General features: G+C 64.9%; 13 protein-coding genes. 8 read left to right on the forward strand and 5 right to left on the reverse strand.

Annotated features, from left to right (window positions below):
* The coding region (locus UNPA324_RS01595) for a hybrid sensor histidine kinase/response regulator (RefSeq protein ID WP_141938638.1) at window positions 1–2,619 on the reverse strand (2,619 nt) is incomplete at its 3' end.
* A 425-nt stretch (window positions 2,620–3,044) separates the two neighbouring features.
* Window positions 3,045–3,512, reverse strand: a complete 468-nt coding sequence (locus tag UNPA324_RS01600) for a response regulator (RefSeq protein WP_181769634.1) — start codon at window positions 3,510–3,512, stop codon at window positions 3,045–3,047.
* 437 nt (window positions 3,513–3,949) lie between these two features.
* Here UNPA324_RS01600 and UNPA324_RS01605 point away from each other — a divergent pair, with 437 nt between their 5' ends.
* The 4 genes from UNPA324_RS01605 to UNPA324_RS01620 all read left to right on the forward strand — a co-directional run bounded on the left by UNPA324_RS01605 (window position 3,950) and on the right by UNPA324_RS01620 (window position 6,426).
* Window positions 3,950–4,693 (forward strand): Crp/Fnr family transcriptional regulator, encoded by a 744-nt coding sequence (locus UNPA324_RS01605; protein WP_141933131.1) that lies wholly within the window; start codon window positions 3,950–3,952, stop codon window positions 4,691–4,693.
* A 153-nt stretch (window positions 4,694–4,846) separates the two neighbouring features.
* On the forward strand, window positions 4,847–5,545 hold the full coding sequence (locus tag UNPA324_RS01610; protein ID WP_181769256.1) for a Crp/Fnr family transcriptional regulator: 699 nt from the start codon (window positions 4,847–4,849) through the stop codon (window positions 5,543–5,545).
* Window positions 5,546–5,700: 155 nt separating this feature from the next.
* A complete protein-coding gene (locus UNPA324_RS01615; protein WP_164936333.1) occupies window positions 5,701–6,078 on the forward strand; it encodes an Hpt domain-containing protein in 378 nt (125 codons plus the stop codon).
* A gap of 99 nt (window positions 6,079–6,177) precedes the next feature.
* A complete protein-coding gene (locus tag UNPA324_RS01620; protein WP_128919919.1) occupies window positions 6,178–6,426 on the forward strand; it encodes a hypothetical protein in 249 nt (82 codons plus the stop codon).
* An 81-nt stretch (window positions 6,427–6,507) separates the two neighbouring features.
* Here UNPA324_RS01620 and UNPA324_RS01625 read toward each other — a convergent pair whose 3' ends face one another.
* The gene (locus tag UNPA324_RS01625; RefSeq protein ID WP_141933133.1) at window positions 6,508–7,131 is read right to left on the reverse strand and encodes a helix-turn-helix domain-containing protein; all 624 of its coding nucleotides are present in this window, start codon (window positions 7,129–7,131) and stop codon (window positions 6,508–6,510) included.
* Between the two features lie 323 nt (window positions 7,132–7,454).
* Here UNPA324_RS01625 and UNPA324_RS01630 point away from each other — a divergent pair, with 323 nt between their 5' ends.
* Both UNPA324_RS01630 and UNPA324_RS01635 read left to right on the forward strand, forming a co-directional pair.
* The gene (locus UNPA324_RS01630) at window positions 7,455–8,618 is read left to right on the forward strand and encodes a hypothetical protein (protein WP_141933134.1); all 1,164 of its coding nucleotides are present in this window, start codon (window positions 7,455–7,457) and stop codon (window positions 8,616–8,618) included.
* Between the two features lie 701 nt (window positions 8,619–9,319).
* Window positions 9,320–10,528 (forward strand): EAL domain-containing response regulator, encoded by a 1,209-nt coding sequence (locus UNPA324_RS01635; RefSeq protein WP_128918815.1) that lies wholly within the window; start codon window positions 9,320–9,322, stop codon window positions 10,526–10,528.
* Window positions 10,529–10,571: 43 nt separating this feature from the next.
* On the opposite strand, the gene UNPA324_RS01640 is transcribed toward UNPA324_RS01635, so the two are convergent.
* Entirely contained in the window at window positions 10,572–11,471 is a 900-nt protein-coding gene (locus UNPA324_RS01640; RefSeq protein ID WP_141933136.1) for an NAD(P)H-dependent oxidoreductase, read from the reverse strand.
* A gap of 90 nt (window positions 11,472–11,561) precedes the next feature.
* Here UNPA324_RS01640 and UNPA324_RS01645 point away from each other — a divergent pair, with 90 nt between their 5' ends.
* Entirely contained in the window at window positions 11,562–12,503 is a 942-nt protein-coding gene (locus tag UNPA324_RS01645; RefSeq protein WP_141933138.1) for a LysR family transcriptional regulator, read from the forward strand.
* A 12-nt stretch (window positions 12,504–12,515) separates the two neighbouring features.
* Here the strand turns inward: UNPA324_RS01645 and UNPA324_RS01650 are convergent, their stop codons facing one another.
* Window positions 12,516–13,376, reverse strand: a complete 861-nt coding sequence (locus tag UNPA324_RS01650) for a DMT family transporter (protein ID WP_141933140.1) — start codon at window positions 13,374–13,376, stop codon at window positions 12,516–12,518.
* A 119-nt stretch (window positions 13,377–13,495) separates the two neighbouring features.
* Here UNPA324_RS01650 and UNPA324_RS01655 point away from each other — a divergent pair, with 119 nt between their 5' ends.
* Window positions 13,496–14,902, forward strand: coding sequence for an aminotransferase-like domain-containing protein (locus UNPA324_RS01655; protein ID WP_141933142.1), 1,407 nt, complete (start codon window positions 13,496–13,498; stop codon window positions 14,900–14,902).
* Window position 14,903: the final 1 nt, after the last annotated feature.

A 14,903-nucleotide genomic window follows, 5' to 3' on the forward strand; every position in this document is an offset into this window, starting at 1 on the left:
AAACTCGAACCCGTTCATGTCGGGCATCTCGATGTCGGTCAGTACCACGTCGAAGGTTTGGGCGCGCAGCGCGGCGAGGCCCTCCTGCGCGGTCGGCGCGGTGCGGACGCGGTAGCCGGCGGCCTTGAGCACGGGCGCCAGCATGTTGCGGAAGAACGCGCTATCGTCGACCAGCAGCACCGACTGCGAGTGCAGCGACGGCTTCATCTCCTTGCGGGTGAACCAGTCGGCGAACGCCATCGGCAGGAAGTGGCCGACGTCGATCACCTCGGTGGCCTGGCCCTTGATCACGGCCGAGCCGAGAATGCCGGAGGAGGAGCCGCCGACCTCGATGTTGAGCCGTTCCTCGACGATGTCGATGATCTCGTCGACGACGAGGCCCATGGAGCGGCCGTCGTCGGCGAACACCAGGATCGGCTGGGCGCCTTGGCTGGCGATGGTGACGCCTTCCATGGCCACCAGCGGCATCAGCTGCTCGCGGTATTGCACCATGTAGCGGCCGTTACTGAACTCGATCTTGTCGGCCGGCAGCTCTTCGAGGCGCGTGACGAGCCCGAGCGGGACCGCCTTGGGCTGCGACGAGCCGGCGCGGAACACCAGCAGCGAGGTGGTCTGCTCGCCCGAGCCGATGTGATGGGCGCCGTTCTCGTCGCCCATGTCATGGGCCGAGGAGCCGGCGGCGCCGAGCGCCTTGGCAATGCCGTTGGGGTCGATGATCATGATGACGGCGCCATCGCCCAAAATGGTGTTGCCGGAGAACATGTCGATGTGACGCAGCTTGGTCGACATCGGCTTGACCACGATTTCTTCGGTGTGGAACACGCCGTCGACGACGATGCCGAAGGTCTGGCTGCCCACTTGCGTGACCACGATGAAGCCGTTCTCGGGATCGCTGGCCGCGCCGTCGTCGATCTTCAAGAGCTTCTTCAGATGGATCAGCGGCAGCAGCTTGTTGCGCAGCCTGAGCACCGCGGTATCCTTGATGCGCTCGATGCGGTGCTCGGAATTGGCGCGGGCCCGCACCAGCTCGACCACCGAGAGCTGCGGGATCGCGAAGCGGTCGCCGGCAGCTTCCACGATCAGCGCGGAGACGATGGCCAGCGTCAGCGGGATCTTGATGGTGACCGAAGATCCTTCGCCGGCCACCGACTTGATGTCGATGGTGCCGCCGATCTGATCGATATTGGTGCGCACCACGTCCATGCCGACGCCGCGGCCGGAGACCGAGGTGATGGCGGCCGCGGTCGAGAAGCCCGGCGCGAAGATGAACTTGTGGATCTGGGCTTCGCTCATCTTCTCGAGCTCGGCCTCGGTGACGAGGCCGGACGAGATCGCCTTGGCCTTGATCTTCTCGGTGTTGAGGCCTCTGCCGTTGTCGGCGATGCAGATGATGATGTGGCCGCCCTCGTGATAGGCGGACAGGCGGATGGTGCCCTGCTCGCCCTTGCCGCTCGCGAGACGCTCGGCGGGGGTCTCAAGGCCATGATCGGCGGAGTTGCGCACCATGTGGGTGAGCGGATCCTTGATCAGATCGAGCACCTGGCGGTCGAGCTCGGTGTCGGCGCCGTGCATCTCCAGCTCGATCTGCTTGCCGAGTTCGCTCGAGAGGTCGCGGACGATGCGGGGCAGCTTCTGCCAGGCATTGCCGATCGGCTGCATGCGCGTCTTCATGACGCCTTCCTGCAGCTCGGCGGTGACGTTGGACAGGCGCTGCAACGGCACCTTGAACTCGGTGTCCTCGTTGCGGCGGGAGATCTCCAGCAGCTGGTTGCGGGTCAGGACCAGCTCGGAGACCATGGTCATCAGATGCTCCAGCGTATCCACGTTGACGCGGATCGACTGGTTGGCGACGCGGTCGCCCTCGCTCGCCACCTCGTCGGCCATCGACTTCTTCGGCGCGACCTTCTCCTTGGCGGCGGGTTTTGCGGCTTCCTTCGCAACAGGGGCTTCGGCGGCCGGCGCGGGTACAGCCTCAACCTTGGCAACGGGCGCAGGCACCGGCGCTTCGATCGCGGTCTCGCGGAAGGCACGCTCGAGCTCGTCGAGCGAGACTTCGCCGGGACGCAACGGGCGCTCCAGGGTCTGGTCGATCAGCGAGCCCGAGGTCATCTCCTTGGCGGGTGCGGCAGCCGGGGCTTCCGGCGCCAGAGGCGGGGCGTCAGTAACGGGAGCAGAACCTGCCGCCGGCATCGGCTGCGCCGAGCCTGACGCGATCGGCGAGGCCGACGCTGACATTGCCGCCATGCCCTGCTCGACCATCGCTTCCAGCTTGTCGATGAGGTCGCGGTCGGTGCCCTCGGGCTCGGCCTCGGTCGCTTCCAGGCCGGCCAGAATCTCCTTGATGCGGTCGATCGAGGACAGGATCACCGTCACCGCTTCGGCCGTCACCGGCATGCCGTCACGGAATTTGCCCATCAGCGTCTCGCCGGCATGCGCCAGCGCTTCAAGCCTGGGCAGGCCGAGGAAGCCGCACGTGCCCTTGATGGTGTGGACCAGGCGGAAGATGTTATCCAGGATCTTGGCGTTGTTCGGCTCCTGCTCGAACTTCACCAATTGATTGTCCACGGTGTCCAGGCTCTCGCTGGTCTCCGTCAGAAACTCCCGCAACAGATCATCCATGAACTACGCCTTACTGACCTGAACCCGGACCTCGACGCCTGAGCCACCCTTGGCACGGACGGAAGCCCTCCTCTGGATCGTTAGACATCCCCTTTCACAGTCCCGTTAATTTCATCCTCCGTGCTAATACGGATATTGAAGAGAAGTTTGGGGTTCGGCGGCATGCCGCGGCGCTTTTCGGCAAATCCGGCTGCGCCGCAGCGGCGGGATGGCGCGCGGTAAACAGACCGACAACAGCTGGGCGAAGCGCGCGGGAAAGTCCTGCTCGTGAAAGACCATAGGGCCAGAGTCCGGAACGTTGGACCGAGCCGCCCGCAAGCGCGGATGCGTTCGCGCTCCTCGTTTCGCGTAGTTGCCGCCGACTGCAGGATCCGCGCTTGCGGTAAACGAACGGTTACCTCGTCGTCATCGTGGCCTGCGCTGCGCTAACCCATCCGCGCGGCCGAGGCCATGCCGCCGTCGGGACGATGCTCGGCCAGGCAGTCGTTGATGGCGGCGAGCAGCGCGTGCGGCGTGAACGGCTTGCGCAGACAGCGTGCGGCACCGAGTTCCAGCGCCATCCGGAGGAAATCGGGTGCAGGCGAATTCAGATTGGCGAAGGCGTAGCCGGACATCGCGATCAGCGGAACGACCGACGCGCGCTCGTGGAAGATCCGGATCGATTCGAACCCGCGCATATGCGGCATGAAGATGTCGACGATCATCAGGTCGAACTGTCCATGTTCGAGGGCGCGCAGTCCGGCTTCACCTCCATCGGCAATCGTCACTCGAGAATTGTTGCGCTGAAGATAGACCTCGATGGCCATGCACACCATCGGGTCGTCGTCGACGACGAGAATATGGCGTTGGCACTCGGTTCTCTCGTGAGCTTCCGGTTTCGGCGATTCAATCATCGGACCGTGGGACACGCCTTCCTCCTTTGCTTTCAATCAAGAGAGGGATGGTCGCAAACGTCATTGGCGAGCCGAGAAGAACGGAGACGAGATTTGCGGCATCGGGCGCCAAGGCCCAAGGCAATGTTGGAGAATCGTAATCACTCGCCCGACGGACGAGGCGGCGCGGGTCAACCGGTGTCCGATCGGCAGCACGGATGCAATGCTTCCGGCTCATGAAGCCCCCTTACCGCTTTTTCCTGCATGCCCATGCAGCAGACGCGCCCCGCTCACGAGCGAATCAACGCCCTTCTTATTTCGGCCGCAAATCAGACGGCCTGTCTGCCCTCTAACGAGTATATGGACGCCGCTACAACCTTTACAATAGTATTTATTCACCGTGCAACTGAACGACGAACGGCAGAATTGGCCCCATCGAACCCGCCGGATTGACTTGCATGACCGCGAGCGGACCCCCGCCCAATCAGCTGCTGCAATTGCTCGACGCGCCGGCTTTCGATCTGCTGCGTCCGCATCTCGCAACGGTCGAAATGGTCAGGAAGTCTGTCTTGGGCGAGGCCGGGACTGCGCTGAGATACGTCTACTTTCCCCATAGCGGATCGGTTTCGATCACAGTGGGCCTGTCCGAAGGACAGATGATCGAGGTTGCGATGCTGGGCCGCGACAGCGTGGTGGGCAGCGGCGCCGCCCTGGCCGACGGTATCGCGCTGTCGGACGCGACCGTGCTGTTCCCCGGCACCGCTTCCGCGCTGGAAATCGCGGCCTTCCGAGCCGTCGCCGCCGCAAGCGCGTCGTTTCGCCAGCTGATGGTCCGCCACGAGCAGACCTTGCTCGCGCATGCGCAGCAGTCGCTGCTCTGCAACACGTTGCACCCGGTCGAGGCCCGGCTCGCGCGCTGGCTCTTGCGCGCCCGCGACCTGTCCCATGGTGAAATGCTGCCGCTGACCCAGGAAGCGCTGGCGCAGATGATCGGCGTCCGGCGAAATGCCATCTCGCTGGTCGCACACGACCTCCAGCGCGCCGGCGTCATCCACTACAGCCGGGGCCACATCCGGATCCTCGATCTGCGGGCGCTGCAGACGACGTCCTGCGACTGCTATGCGGCGGTGAAGGCCCACCATTTGCGCCTGGTGGAGCCATGCCGTGACGACGGCTGGGGCCATCATGGTGTGCCGGCGTGAATGCAGCCTCACGGGAACGATCATCGGGGCGGACATCTTGTCCCAATTGCCAATATATCCCGACGGAAACATGATGGAACCTACTCGCGCAGGACGTGATTTCGCGTATCGCGATACGATCATGCGGGAAACGGGGAGGCAGCTTTGGAAACGATGGTGCGTTCGTCCAATGGTTTCCTGTCCGCGCTGCTGGCAGACGATTATGAATTGATCCGCCCGCATCTGCGAACAGTTGATCTGCCCCATGACGCCGTGCTGGTCGAGACCGGCGAGACGCTGACGCGCGCCTATTTTCCCCACCGCGGCGTCATCTCGCTGGTGGTGAAACTCGCCAGGGGCGAGCATGTGCAGGTCGCCATGATCGGCCGCGACAGCCTGCTCGGGACGCTCTCAACCATGGGCGATGCGCGCGCGTTGAACACGGCCATCGTGCTGGTTCCAGGCCTTGCGTCGGTGATGGATCTCGACCGGCTGCGGATCGCCGCCGATCAGAGCAGCACCTTGCGCACCTTGCTGACTCGCCACGGGCTAGCGGTTTACGCCCAGGTCCAGCAGACCGCGGGCTGCAATGCCGCCCATCCGGTGGAGGCGCGGCTGTCGCGCTGCCTGTTGCACACGCACGACCTGTCCGGCGATTACCGGCTGCTGCTGACCCAGGAGGCCATGGCGCAGATGATCGGGGCGCGGCGCAACAGCGTGTCGCTGGTCGCCAATACGTTGCAGCAGGCCAATTTCATCCATTACAGCCGCGGACACATCCAGATCGTCAACCTCGACGGCCTGCGCCAGACGACCTGCGAATGCTACGCCACCGTGAAGGCCCAGTACGACCGGCTGCTCGGCGCGCGCTGACCGCGGCTCGCATGGTGAACCGCCGGCTAATGCCGGCCCGCAAACACCTCATGTCCTGCTACCGGAACTGAAATTCGAATGCCGTAGACACGGGGTGTGCCCTCGCGCCGGGACGTGCCGCGCGACCAATGACCCGTGATCAAGGCAGCAAGACCATGTTTGACGTCACCGTCGCGCCCGCGCAGAAGGCGCTCGATTCCGAGCCCCCGCGCGAGCCTCGCGCATACGAAGCGCTGGTGCGCGAGATCGGCGAGGACGGTGCCCGTGAAGTGCGCGAGGTGTTCTGGAGCGAGACCTGCGCGCGCCTGCAACTGTTCCGGACGCTTTCGCTCGCGCAGCACCAGGCCAGGATCGCGCGCGAAGCGCATTCGCTGAAGAGCGCGGCCGGAACGTTCGGCTATGTCAGGCTCGCGGCGCTGGCGCTCGCGTTGGAGAAGACCGCGGAGAGGCTCAGCGACGTCGAATTCCGCGATCTCCTGGACCTGATGGATGCCGCCTATGCCGCCGCGCGCGCACAGGAGCCGCCGCGCTGACCACTCGCGCGTGCATTCCCGCCGTACTTCTACGGCGTGGGATTTTTAGAGATGGCTAATCATAGGTGGCGATAGTCCCGGAAAACCAGGAGGGTTTCCATGTTCACCTACGAGACCGCGGACCAGAAAGAAGTTCGGCGCTTCCGCATCGCCCAGTTCAACGGCCGGATGGCGACGGTGAAGGCTGGCGAGTCGACGGTCACCGGCTTTGTGCGTTCGGTGCTGGAGCAGGAATCGAGCATGCCGCCCCGCTGGATCATCACGATCATCCCGAACGGCCCCAAAGAAGAGATCAAGCCGCTGCGCCCCGCCTCGCGCGCGCGTCCCTTCGCCGAAGACTATTTCTGAGCGCGATCCGGCTTCCAGACTTCTCGAGAAAACATCTCGGGCCTTGTCCGCACCGCCTGCCGGCGATGCAACACGCCAGCCTCAGTCGATTGAATGCAGCAGCGCCGCACGGACGAGGTCCGCGGTGTTGCGCGCACCGAGCTTGCGCATCGCCTCGGCACGATGGCTCTCGAAGGTGCGCGGACTGATCTGCATCCGAAGCGCGCCCTGCTTGTTCGAGTAACCTTCGCTGATCAGCCTCAGCACCTCGCGCTCGCGCTTGGTCAGGCGCTTCTGGCCCGACGGGCCGAGGAGTTCGGCACTCGGCACGCGCTGGGCTTGCTGGGCGCGCATGGCCTTCGTGTCGGTGTCCTCGACGCCGGACGGGGTCGGCAAGCCGGCCTTGTCGGGGCCGGCAAGCTGCTTGACCAGGCCGCAAACGCGCTCGGTTTGTGCCAGCGCATTCTCGACCACCCGCTGCAAATAGGCACGGTCGCCGGCAATCGGTGCGAGCTGATCGCTGTGATGCTTGATCTCGCCCATGTAGAGCAGCAGCGCAGTCAGGGGACCGTTGAGCTCTCGGGCGATGGCGGCAGCCATTTCGTCGGCCGCCTTGGCCCGGGCAGCGCTCAGGCGGACGAAATCGAGCTCTTCAGTTGGAGCAGCGCTGCTTTCGTCCCATTCCGACGGCCGCGAATCGATGGCCGTATCATTCTGTGACCCCATGTCACTCATTTAGCGGAACCCGGGGCGGTCTGTGGTTAACTTTTTGCTCCGTAAGACTACGGTGATTTTGGCAGTTTTGCGCTAAAATGGCGGCGCAGGCACAATTTGTGCTTGCGTCCGTCCGCGAGCGCCCGCGCGAAGGTTGAATTTTCAACCGAAATCAGGGGCAAACGGGCCCTAATCGCCCGCGCCCGACGTCGGCCCCCCGGTTTTTACGGAATAATTAACGGCGACTTGCTTCTCTAGCGAGGTTGAGAGCGCGCAAATGCCTCCACGCATTGGGCCCGCACGCGCGCGGGAAACGCTGCGAAAGATTGCGTGCCATGAATGAGATCGATCGGCTGTCGGAATTCTTGCAGAGGCTGACGCCGCTGTCGCGCAGCTGTCTGCTCAGCGAACTCGAGCGGCTCGAGCTGTGCGGCATCGACATGCCGGGTTCGGCCGAGATCCAGTCCCGCTTGCGCGCCGAATTTCGCAAGGATGGATCGACCCAGGCGCGCGCCACCAGTCCTTCGCGCTACTTCTTCGCGCCGCTCGAGCTGCTGCTGATCGACGGCGCGCCCGAGCACGCCAATATGGGGCGGATCTCGCGTAACACGCTCACTCCGATCTGGGAGTGGATCTGCCGCGATCTGCTGCCGACCATGGCACGCGACTACATCAAGGCGATCAGCGACCAGGTCACCGCCAACAACCAGAAGGAGGTCCTGAAGATCGCGTCGACCTTCCAGACCAAGGTCGTCAAGGTTCTAGAGAGCACCTTCGCTTCCGCGGACAGCGCCGAATTCGCGCGCGGCAAGCTCGCGCAATACACCGCGTCACGCAGCGCCTTCGACGACGTCAAGAAGATACTGCATGTGCTGCGCGCCGGCTATGCGCTGCCGAAATTCAACGAAAAACTGCCCGAGAAGATCGCGAAATTCGACGACGGTCAGGTTGTTCGGACCACCGCGCAACTCGACGCCTTCAAGAAGGCCCATCCCGAAGCACTGCCCTACGCGCTGACGCTGGTGGCGAGGCGCCTGACGACGTCCTGGCAATTGGTGCGTCTCGCCACCAAAGCGGCCGCGAGCAAGAGCGCGGCCGACGTTGCCGCCACGCCCTATGCCTGCGTCGTTCCCATGGTGCTCGACCGGCTCGACGACAAGCGCCTCGCGCTTCGTGTCGCGCTCCGGCACAACCGGGTGCTGGTCGCCCGCGACCTGCTCGCCGAGATCTACGACACCGAATATGCGCTCAAGGTGCGCATCGACGGCATCGAGCATTGCGAATGGGGCGTCCGCCTTCAACAATTGATGGACGCGATCGCGACCCTGGTCTCGGCCGAGGTAAGCCGCTTCCCCGACAATGTCGGCCATATTCTCGGGTCACGCCGGCTGCGCAGCCACGACACGATCAGTGGCAAGCTGACTTATCTGGCCTGGAAGGGACGCGACGCCGTGCAGGACGGCGCGGCGGCGTTTCGCAAATTGATCGGGCAGAGCTGATATCGCGCAAGGCGCCTAATGCGCGCGCGGCAGGCACAGGAAGCGATCGAGAAATCGCCCTGACATCACAACCCTGAACCACCAGTAAATCATCCGCCGCGTCGTCATTGTCGTAATCCTCGACAGCCCACCACCGGCTGCCCGGAGCAATAGCGCATGTGCAACAATACGCGTGTGATGCGCTTCACATTCGTGGCCGCAGGTCCGGCCGCGTCGTCGCAGAACCATCGCGAGCGCCAATGAAACATGCCCGCATCGCGCGAAGGCGGGCGCTTGCAAAGCCAGTGTCGCTCGCTCGTGAAAGACGCGTCTGCGCGACGCAGACACGCTCACCACGGGCGACGCCAACCTGTTCACCGCCGTCGGCGCGCACGACGGGCCGCGCATCCCGAAAAAGCCGCCAGCAATTAATCCTTCACGGTCTCGCCGGTGCTTCGAAAGGACACACCACTGCATCGCTCGCCTGCGCCCGTTGGCCGACAACACGCTTCTATGCCGCGCGAGAGAAATTCTCATGCGCTGGCAGTCGTTGCGCGTGCGGTGCTGGGGTATGCGGATTCTTTTCGAACAGACTGTCGAAAAATTAGCTCGAGTTGCAGGGTTTAACGTTACTCAAATAATTCAACAACGATGTGAAGCTCTCCTTATTTGAACCCACGCTCGCCGTTTAAGAAACCGTCACGGAACGGGAGTGGTGTAGGATGAACGATGGGATGGTTGAACTCGTCGGACGAAGGCCTGTGACCTTCGGGCGGCGAAAGGTGACGCCGCGGGCCTGCGTGGCCGACAGCAAGCGTCACTTGCGCGCCTTCCTCAGCGAAGTGCTGGAGGATCTTGGCTTCGTCACCAGCGAATGCGCCAGCGCGGACGAGTTGCGGACCGTGCTGGCCACCGAATTGCCGGATCTGATCCTGCTCGGCGTCGCCACCGACGGCATCGAGCCGGGACGGTTTCTGGAGATATTGGTGCGTGAGGCCTTCGCCGGGAAAGTTCTGGCGGTCGGCGCCCGCGAATCGATCATCGTCAAGGCGGTGCGGCAGGTCGGCGAGGAATATGGCCTTGCCATGCTGCCGCCGCTGACCACGCCCTTCGCCGCGGAGACGCTGCGCGAGCGTGTCGCGACGCTGCTGCCGGAGGAACCGGCGCCGAGCCCGGCCGTCCATGTCGGCGAAGCCTTGCATGCCGGCTGGTTGGAGCTTTGGTACCAGCCAAAGATCGAAGCGCGCACGCTGGTCCGCAGCGGCGCCGAGGCGCTGGTGCGAATGCGGCATCCGACCTGGGGCGTCGTGCCGCCGGCCTATTTCATTCCGGAGCCGCACGATCCGCATTTGCGCGATCTGTCGGAGTTCGTGATCGATCGCGCCATGCAGGACTGGCACTATCTGCTGGAACAGCAAAGCCCGGTCGACCTGTCGATCAATCTTCCCGCTTCCTATCTCAGAGAGCCGCAAGCGGTGCGCGACCTCTGCCGCCGCGTGCCGACGCATCCGGCCTTCGGCGGGCTGACGGTCGAGATCGACAGCGAGGAGGCGATCCGCGACCTCGATCTCCTGACCGAGGTCGCGCGCGAGGTCGGCCTGCACAATATCGGCCTGTCGATCGACAATCTCGGCGTCAACTGGCCGGCGCTGATGGAGCTGGACAGGATTCCCTTCGTCAAACTGAAGGCCGACCGGCAATTCGTCACCGGTAGCGGCAATGACCGGCTCAAGCGCACGGTGTGCCGCCACATCGTCGAGCTCGCGCAGGGTTATGGCGCGCGCGCGGTGGCGCAGGGAGTCGAGAGCCGCGCCGACCTCGTCATGGCCAACGAGCTCGGCTTCGACCTCGTGCAGGGCTTCCTGTTCGGCAAGCCGATGCCGCTGAAGAAGTTCGCGCGCTCGACGCTGACGAAAACTGTGATGGAGTGAGCTCGTTCGCGGCTCCTACGTCGATGCACGCGCGCGCGAATCGTCAATCTCGCGCGCGTCGGCCGGCCTGCCTGGACAGTCCCTGCACGCGCGCTGTCGCGGCGCGGACATCGGTGGGCGACGACCCGGCGCCAGACTCCCCGGGCGGGATATTCGCCTCGGCACGCACGAGGTGAATCGCGAAGCCGCTCGCCTCGGAAGCCTCGAGCCCGACGCGGAGCTGCATGCTCGGAATCAGGTAGTCGCCGCCGTTTTGGCGCCGATAGGGAATGGGCGAGGCCGTCGCAAGCGTCCTCATCCTCTCCCGCAAACGTTCGGCGGTCGCTTCGAAGCCGGCTTCGTCGAGCTTGTCGGCCTTATAGACGACGAACGGTGGAAGGACCTCATATCCCGGATAATAGAGAATGCCGTGATGGATCGGAAACAGCAGGTCGTCGATCGGCCCGTTGATCCCGCGAGCCGAGTAATGCTCCTGCCAGCCGCCGGCCGTCACGATCAGCATCGCGCGTCTGCCGGCTAATTTGCCCTGGCCGTAGCGGTCGCCCCATCGCTTGTCGCTGTGCTCGCCGACGCCATACGCGAAGCCGTAGGCGAACACACGATCGACCCACCCCTTCAGGATCGCCGGCATGCTGAACCACCACAGCGGGAATTGCAGGATCAGCATGTCGGCCCACAGCAGCTTCTCGATCTCGCCCTTGACATCAGGGGTGAGCGTGCCGGTCTCGAAAGCCTGCTTGGACGCAGCGGCGGGCGCAAGCCGCGCGTCCACCGGCAGCGTCGCGAAGTCGGCGCGGCCGACGGCCGACGTCCAGCCCTGGGCATAAAGGTCCGACACTTGCACGTCGTGGCCCTGGGCCTCGAGCTCCCTGACCGCAACATCCCGCAGCGAGCCGTTGAGCGAACGCTGCTCGGGATGCGCAAACACAACCAACACCTTCATGATCGGCACCATTCGTTGAGGATGTCACGCAGCTAGCGCGGCGGAAAGCAATCCGGTAGATGTCGGAAATGAATAGGATTATGCCGAAAAATGGATAGATCGGAGGTCAGCCTCGAGCGAATGCGAAGCTTCGTGAGGGTCGCCGAGCGGGGAAACCTGTCGGCCGTCGCACGCGAGCTTGGGGTTGGGCAGCCCACCGTGACACGGCACATAAGGGAGCTGGAGCAGGCCGTGGGCGTACCGCTGCTCACGCGGACCACGCGCAGCGTGACGATGACGGAGGAGGGGCGCCGCTATTATGCCGATTGCGTGCAGATCCTGCGCCTGGTCGAACACGCCGGCGACGAGGCGCGCAGCGCCCGAGGCGCGCCCGCCGGAACGATACGGATATCCTGCACCGCGGCGTTCGGCGTGCTCCACGTCAGCCGCCTCATCTTCGCTTTCCAGAACCGTTATCCTGATGTGTCGGCGGATCTCAGCCTGACCGACGAACGGGTCGACCTCGTGAGGGAAGGTGTCGATGTCGCGCTCCGCTTGGGGCCGCTCGCCGAGAGTTCGATGAAGCTGAGATCGCTGGGGCAGTCGCGGCGCGTGCTCGTCGCCGCGCCCGGCTATCTTGCCGAGCACGGCAGGCCCGCGCGCCCGCGAGACCTCGCAAGCCACCAGGGCATCAGAATGTCCAACGTCGCCGGCAGTGATGTGCTCGTGCTGCAAGGACGCCGCGGCGGACGCCATGAGGTCCCATTCGCAGGGCGATTGCGCGTGGATCACGGACTTGCGGCGCGAGAGGCGCTCGCGGCCGGTCGCGGTATCGGACCCACACATCTTTGGCTCATCCACGACCTTCTCGCGACCGGCAAACTCGAGCGCGTGCTTGCGCACTATTCGCCGCCTCCCGTTCCGCTGAACATGCTGATCGTGCCGGAGCGATCCGGCGTCGCACGGGTGCGGTTGCTGGTCGATTTCCTCGCCGGGCAAATCGCGCGAATCCCCGGGATCGAACAGGTCCAATCGGGCAGAAGACGGAGCTAACGGGGGTTGTCGTCACGCAAATCGCCGCGCGAAGAAGACGCAGACGACCACGAGCATTGTCGCGGCGATCATGCTCCAGGCGACGGGCTCGTGCAGCAGAAGTCCTGCGAGCGCGAGGCCGAAGAACGGCTGGAGCTGCTGCAGCTGGCCGACCCGCGCGATGCCGCCGAGCGCGAGGCCGCGGTACCAGAAGATGAAGCCGACGAACATGCTGAAGATCGAGACGTAAGCGAGCCCGATCCAGGCAAGCGCGCTAACACCGCTCCAGGCGGACGGCCAGGTCAGGATCGCGAGCGGCACCATCAGCGGCAGCGCGAGCAGGAGCGCCCAGGAGATCACCTGCCAGCCGCCGAGCCGGCGCGACAGCGCCGCGCCTTCGGCGTAGCCGAGCCCGCACAGCACGATCGCGGCGACCATCAGGAGATCGCCGGTGATTGAGGCCGAGCCGTCGCCCGACAAGGCAAAGCCGGCCACCGTGGCACTGCCGAGACCAGCAAACAGCCAGAACAGCGGCTGCGGCCGCTCGCCGCCGCGCAGCACGGCGAAGATCGCCGTCGACAATGGCAAAAGGCCGATGAAGACGATCGAATGCGCGGACGTGATGTGCTGGAGCGCAAGCGCCGTCAGCAGGGGAAAGCCGACCACGACGCCGACGGCGACGATGGTGAGGGAAGCGAGATCCTTGCGCTGCGGCCGGGCCTGATAGAGCAGGCCGAGCACCGCAAGACCAATCAGCGCGGCGATGACCGCGCGCGCGGACGTCAGGAACAGCGCCGAGAAGCCGCCGACCGCCACGCGCGTCGCCGGCAACGAGCCGCTGAAGATGATGACGCCGAGAAGTCCGTTGCCCCAGCCGCTGCCCGCAGATTGCATGTCCGTCCCATCCTTTCGGGCCGCGACACTCGGCCTTCGGCGGTGGCGAGACCAGTGACAATCCAGTACAATCTGGCCAAACTGTATGGATATGGAAGGTCATACACTTGGCCAGCGAGATGCAAAGCGGAGGTCGCAGCGGCACGCGGACCCTCGACGTGATGAGCGCGATCCGCGCCAAGGTCGCGTGCCGCGCGCTCGGCGCCGGCGACCGCCTGCCGTCGATCCGCAGCCTCGCCGCAGCGATGGGCGTCTCGCCCTCCACCGTGGTGGAAGCCTATGACCGCCTGGCCGCCGAGGGCCTGATCCGGGCCCGTCGCGGCTCGGGCTTCTATGTCTCGCCGACGATCATGCCGCCGCTGGCGCTGACCGAAGTCGAGCCGCGGCGCGACCGGGAAGTCGATCCGTTCTGGGTCTCCAGGCAATCGCTCGATGCCGACGCTGCCGTCCCCAAGCCCGGCTGTGGCTGGCTGCCGGCGAGCTGGATGCCGGAGGCGGGCTTGCGCCGCGCTATTCGTGCACTGGCGCGGACCGAGGCGGATCTGTTGACCGATTATGGCAGCACCCGCGGCGGACTTGTGCTGCGCCGGCTGCTGCTCGCGCGCCTTGCCGAGGATGCGATTGCCGCATCTGTCGATCAGCTCATGCTGACGGGCTCGGGGACGCAGGCAACCGACCTCGTCTGCCGCTTCCTGCTCCGTCCCGCAGATACGGTACTGGTCGACGATCCCTGCTACTTCAATTTCCGCGCGCTGCTGCGGGCGCATCAGGCCAGGATCGTCGGCGTGCCCACTACGCCGACGGGCCCCGATGTCGCGCGCTTCGAGCAGATCCTCAGGACCGAGCGGCCGCGGCTCTACATCACCAATTCGGCCCTGCACAACCCGACCGGCGCGACGCTGTCGCTTGCGACCGCGCACCGGCTTTTGACCGCCGCCGCCGCGCACGACCTCATCATCATCGAGGACGACATTTTCGGCGACCTCGAGCCGGAGCGCTCGCCGCGGCTTGCCGCGCTCGACGGGCTCAATCGCGTGATCCGCATCGGCAGCTTCTCCAAGACGCTGTCGGCCTCGGTACGCTCAGGCTACATCGCCGCGCGGGCCGACTGGATCGAGCATCTCATCGACCTCCAGGTCGCAACCAGTTTCGGCGGCTCCAGTCCGGTCGCGACCGAGATCATCGCAAAGGTGCTGGCCGGCGGCGGCTATCGCAAGCACATGGAGGAGCTCCGGCAAAAGCTGACGCGGACGCGCCGCGATGTGGCGCGAAAACTTCAGGCGATCGGCATCGAGCCCTGGCTGATGCCGCGCGGCGGATTCTTCCTGTGGTGCCGCCTCACCGGCGGGCAGGACGCCACCCAGGTCGCGCGCGCGGCGCTCGAGGACAATGTGGTGCTGGCGCCCGGCAACGTGTTCAGCGTGTCGCAGACCGCCTCGCACTTCATGCGCTTCAACGTGACGCAGATGAACGATCCCCTCGTGTGGGACGTGCTGCGGCGGGTGCTGAAGGCGACGCCAAAGTAAT

Source organism: Bradyrhizobium sp. UNPA324 (assembly GCF_006658635.1).
In the GTDB taxonomy this organism is placed as follows: Bacteria; Pseudomonadota; Alphaproteobacteria; order Rhizobiales; family Xanthobacteraceae; genus Bradyrhizobium; species Bradyrhizobium nanningense.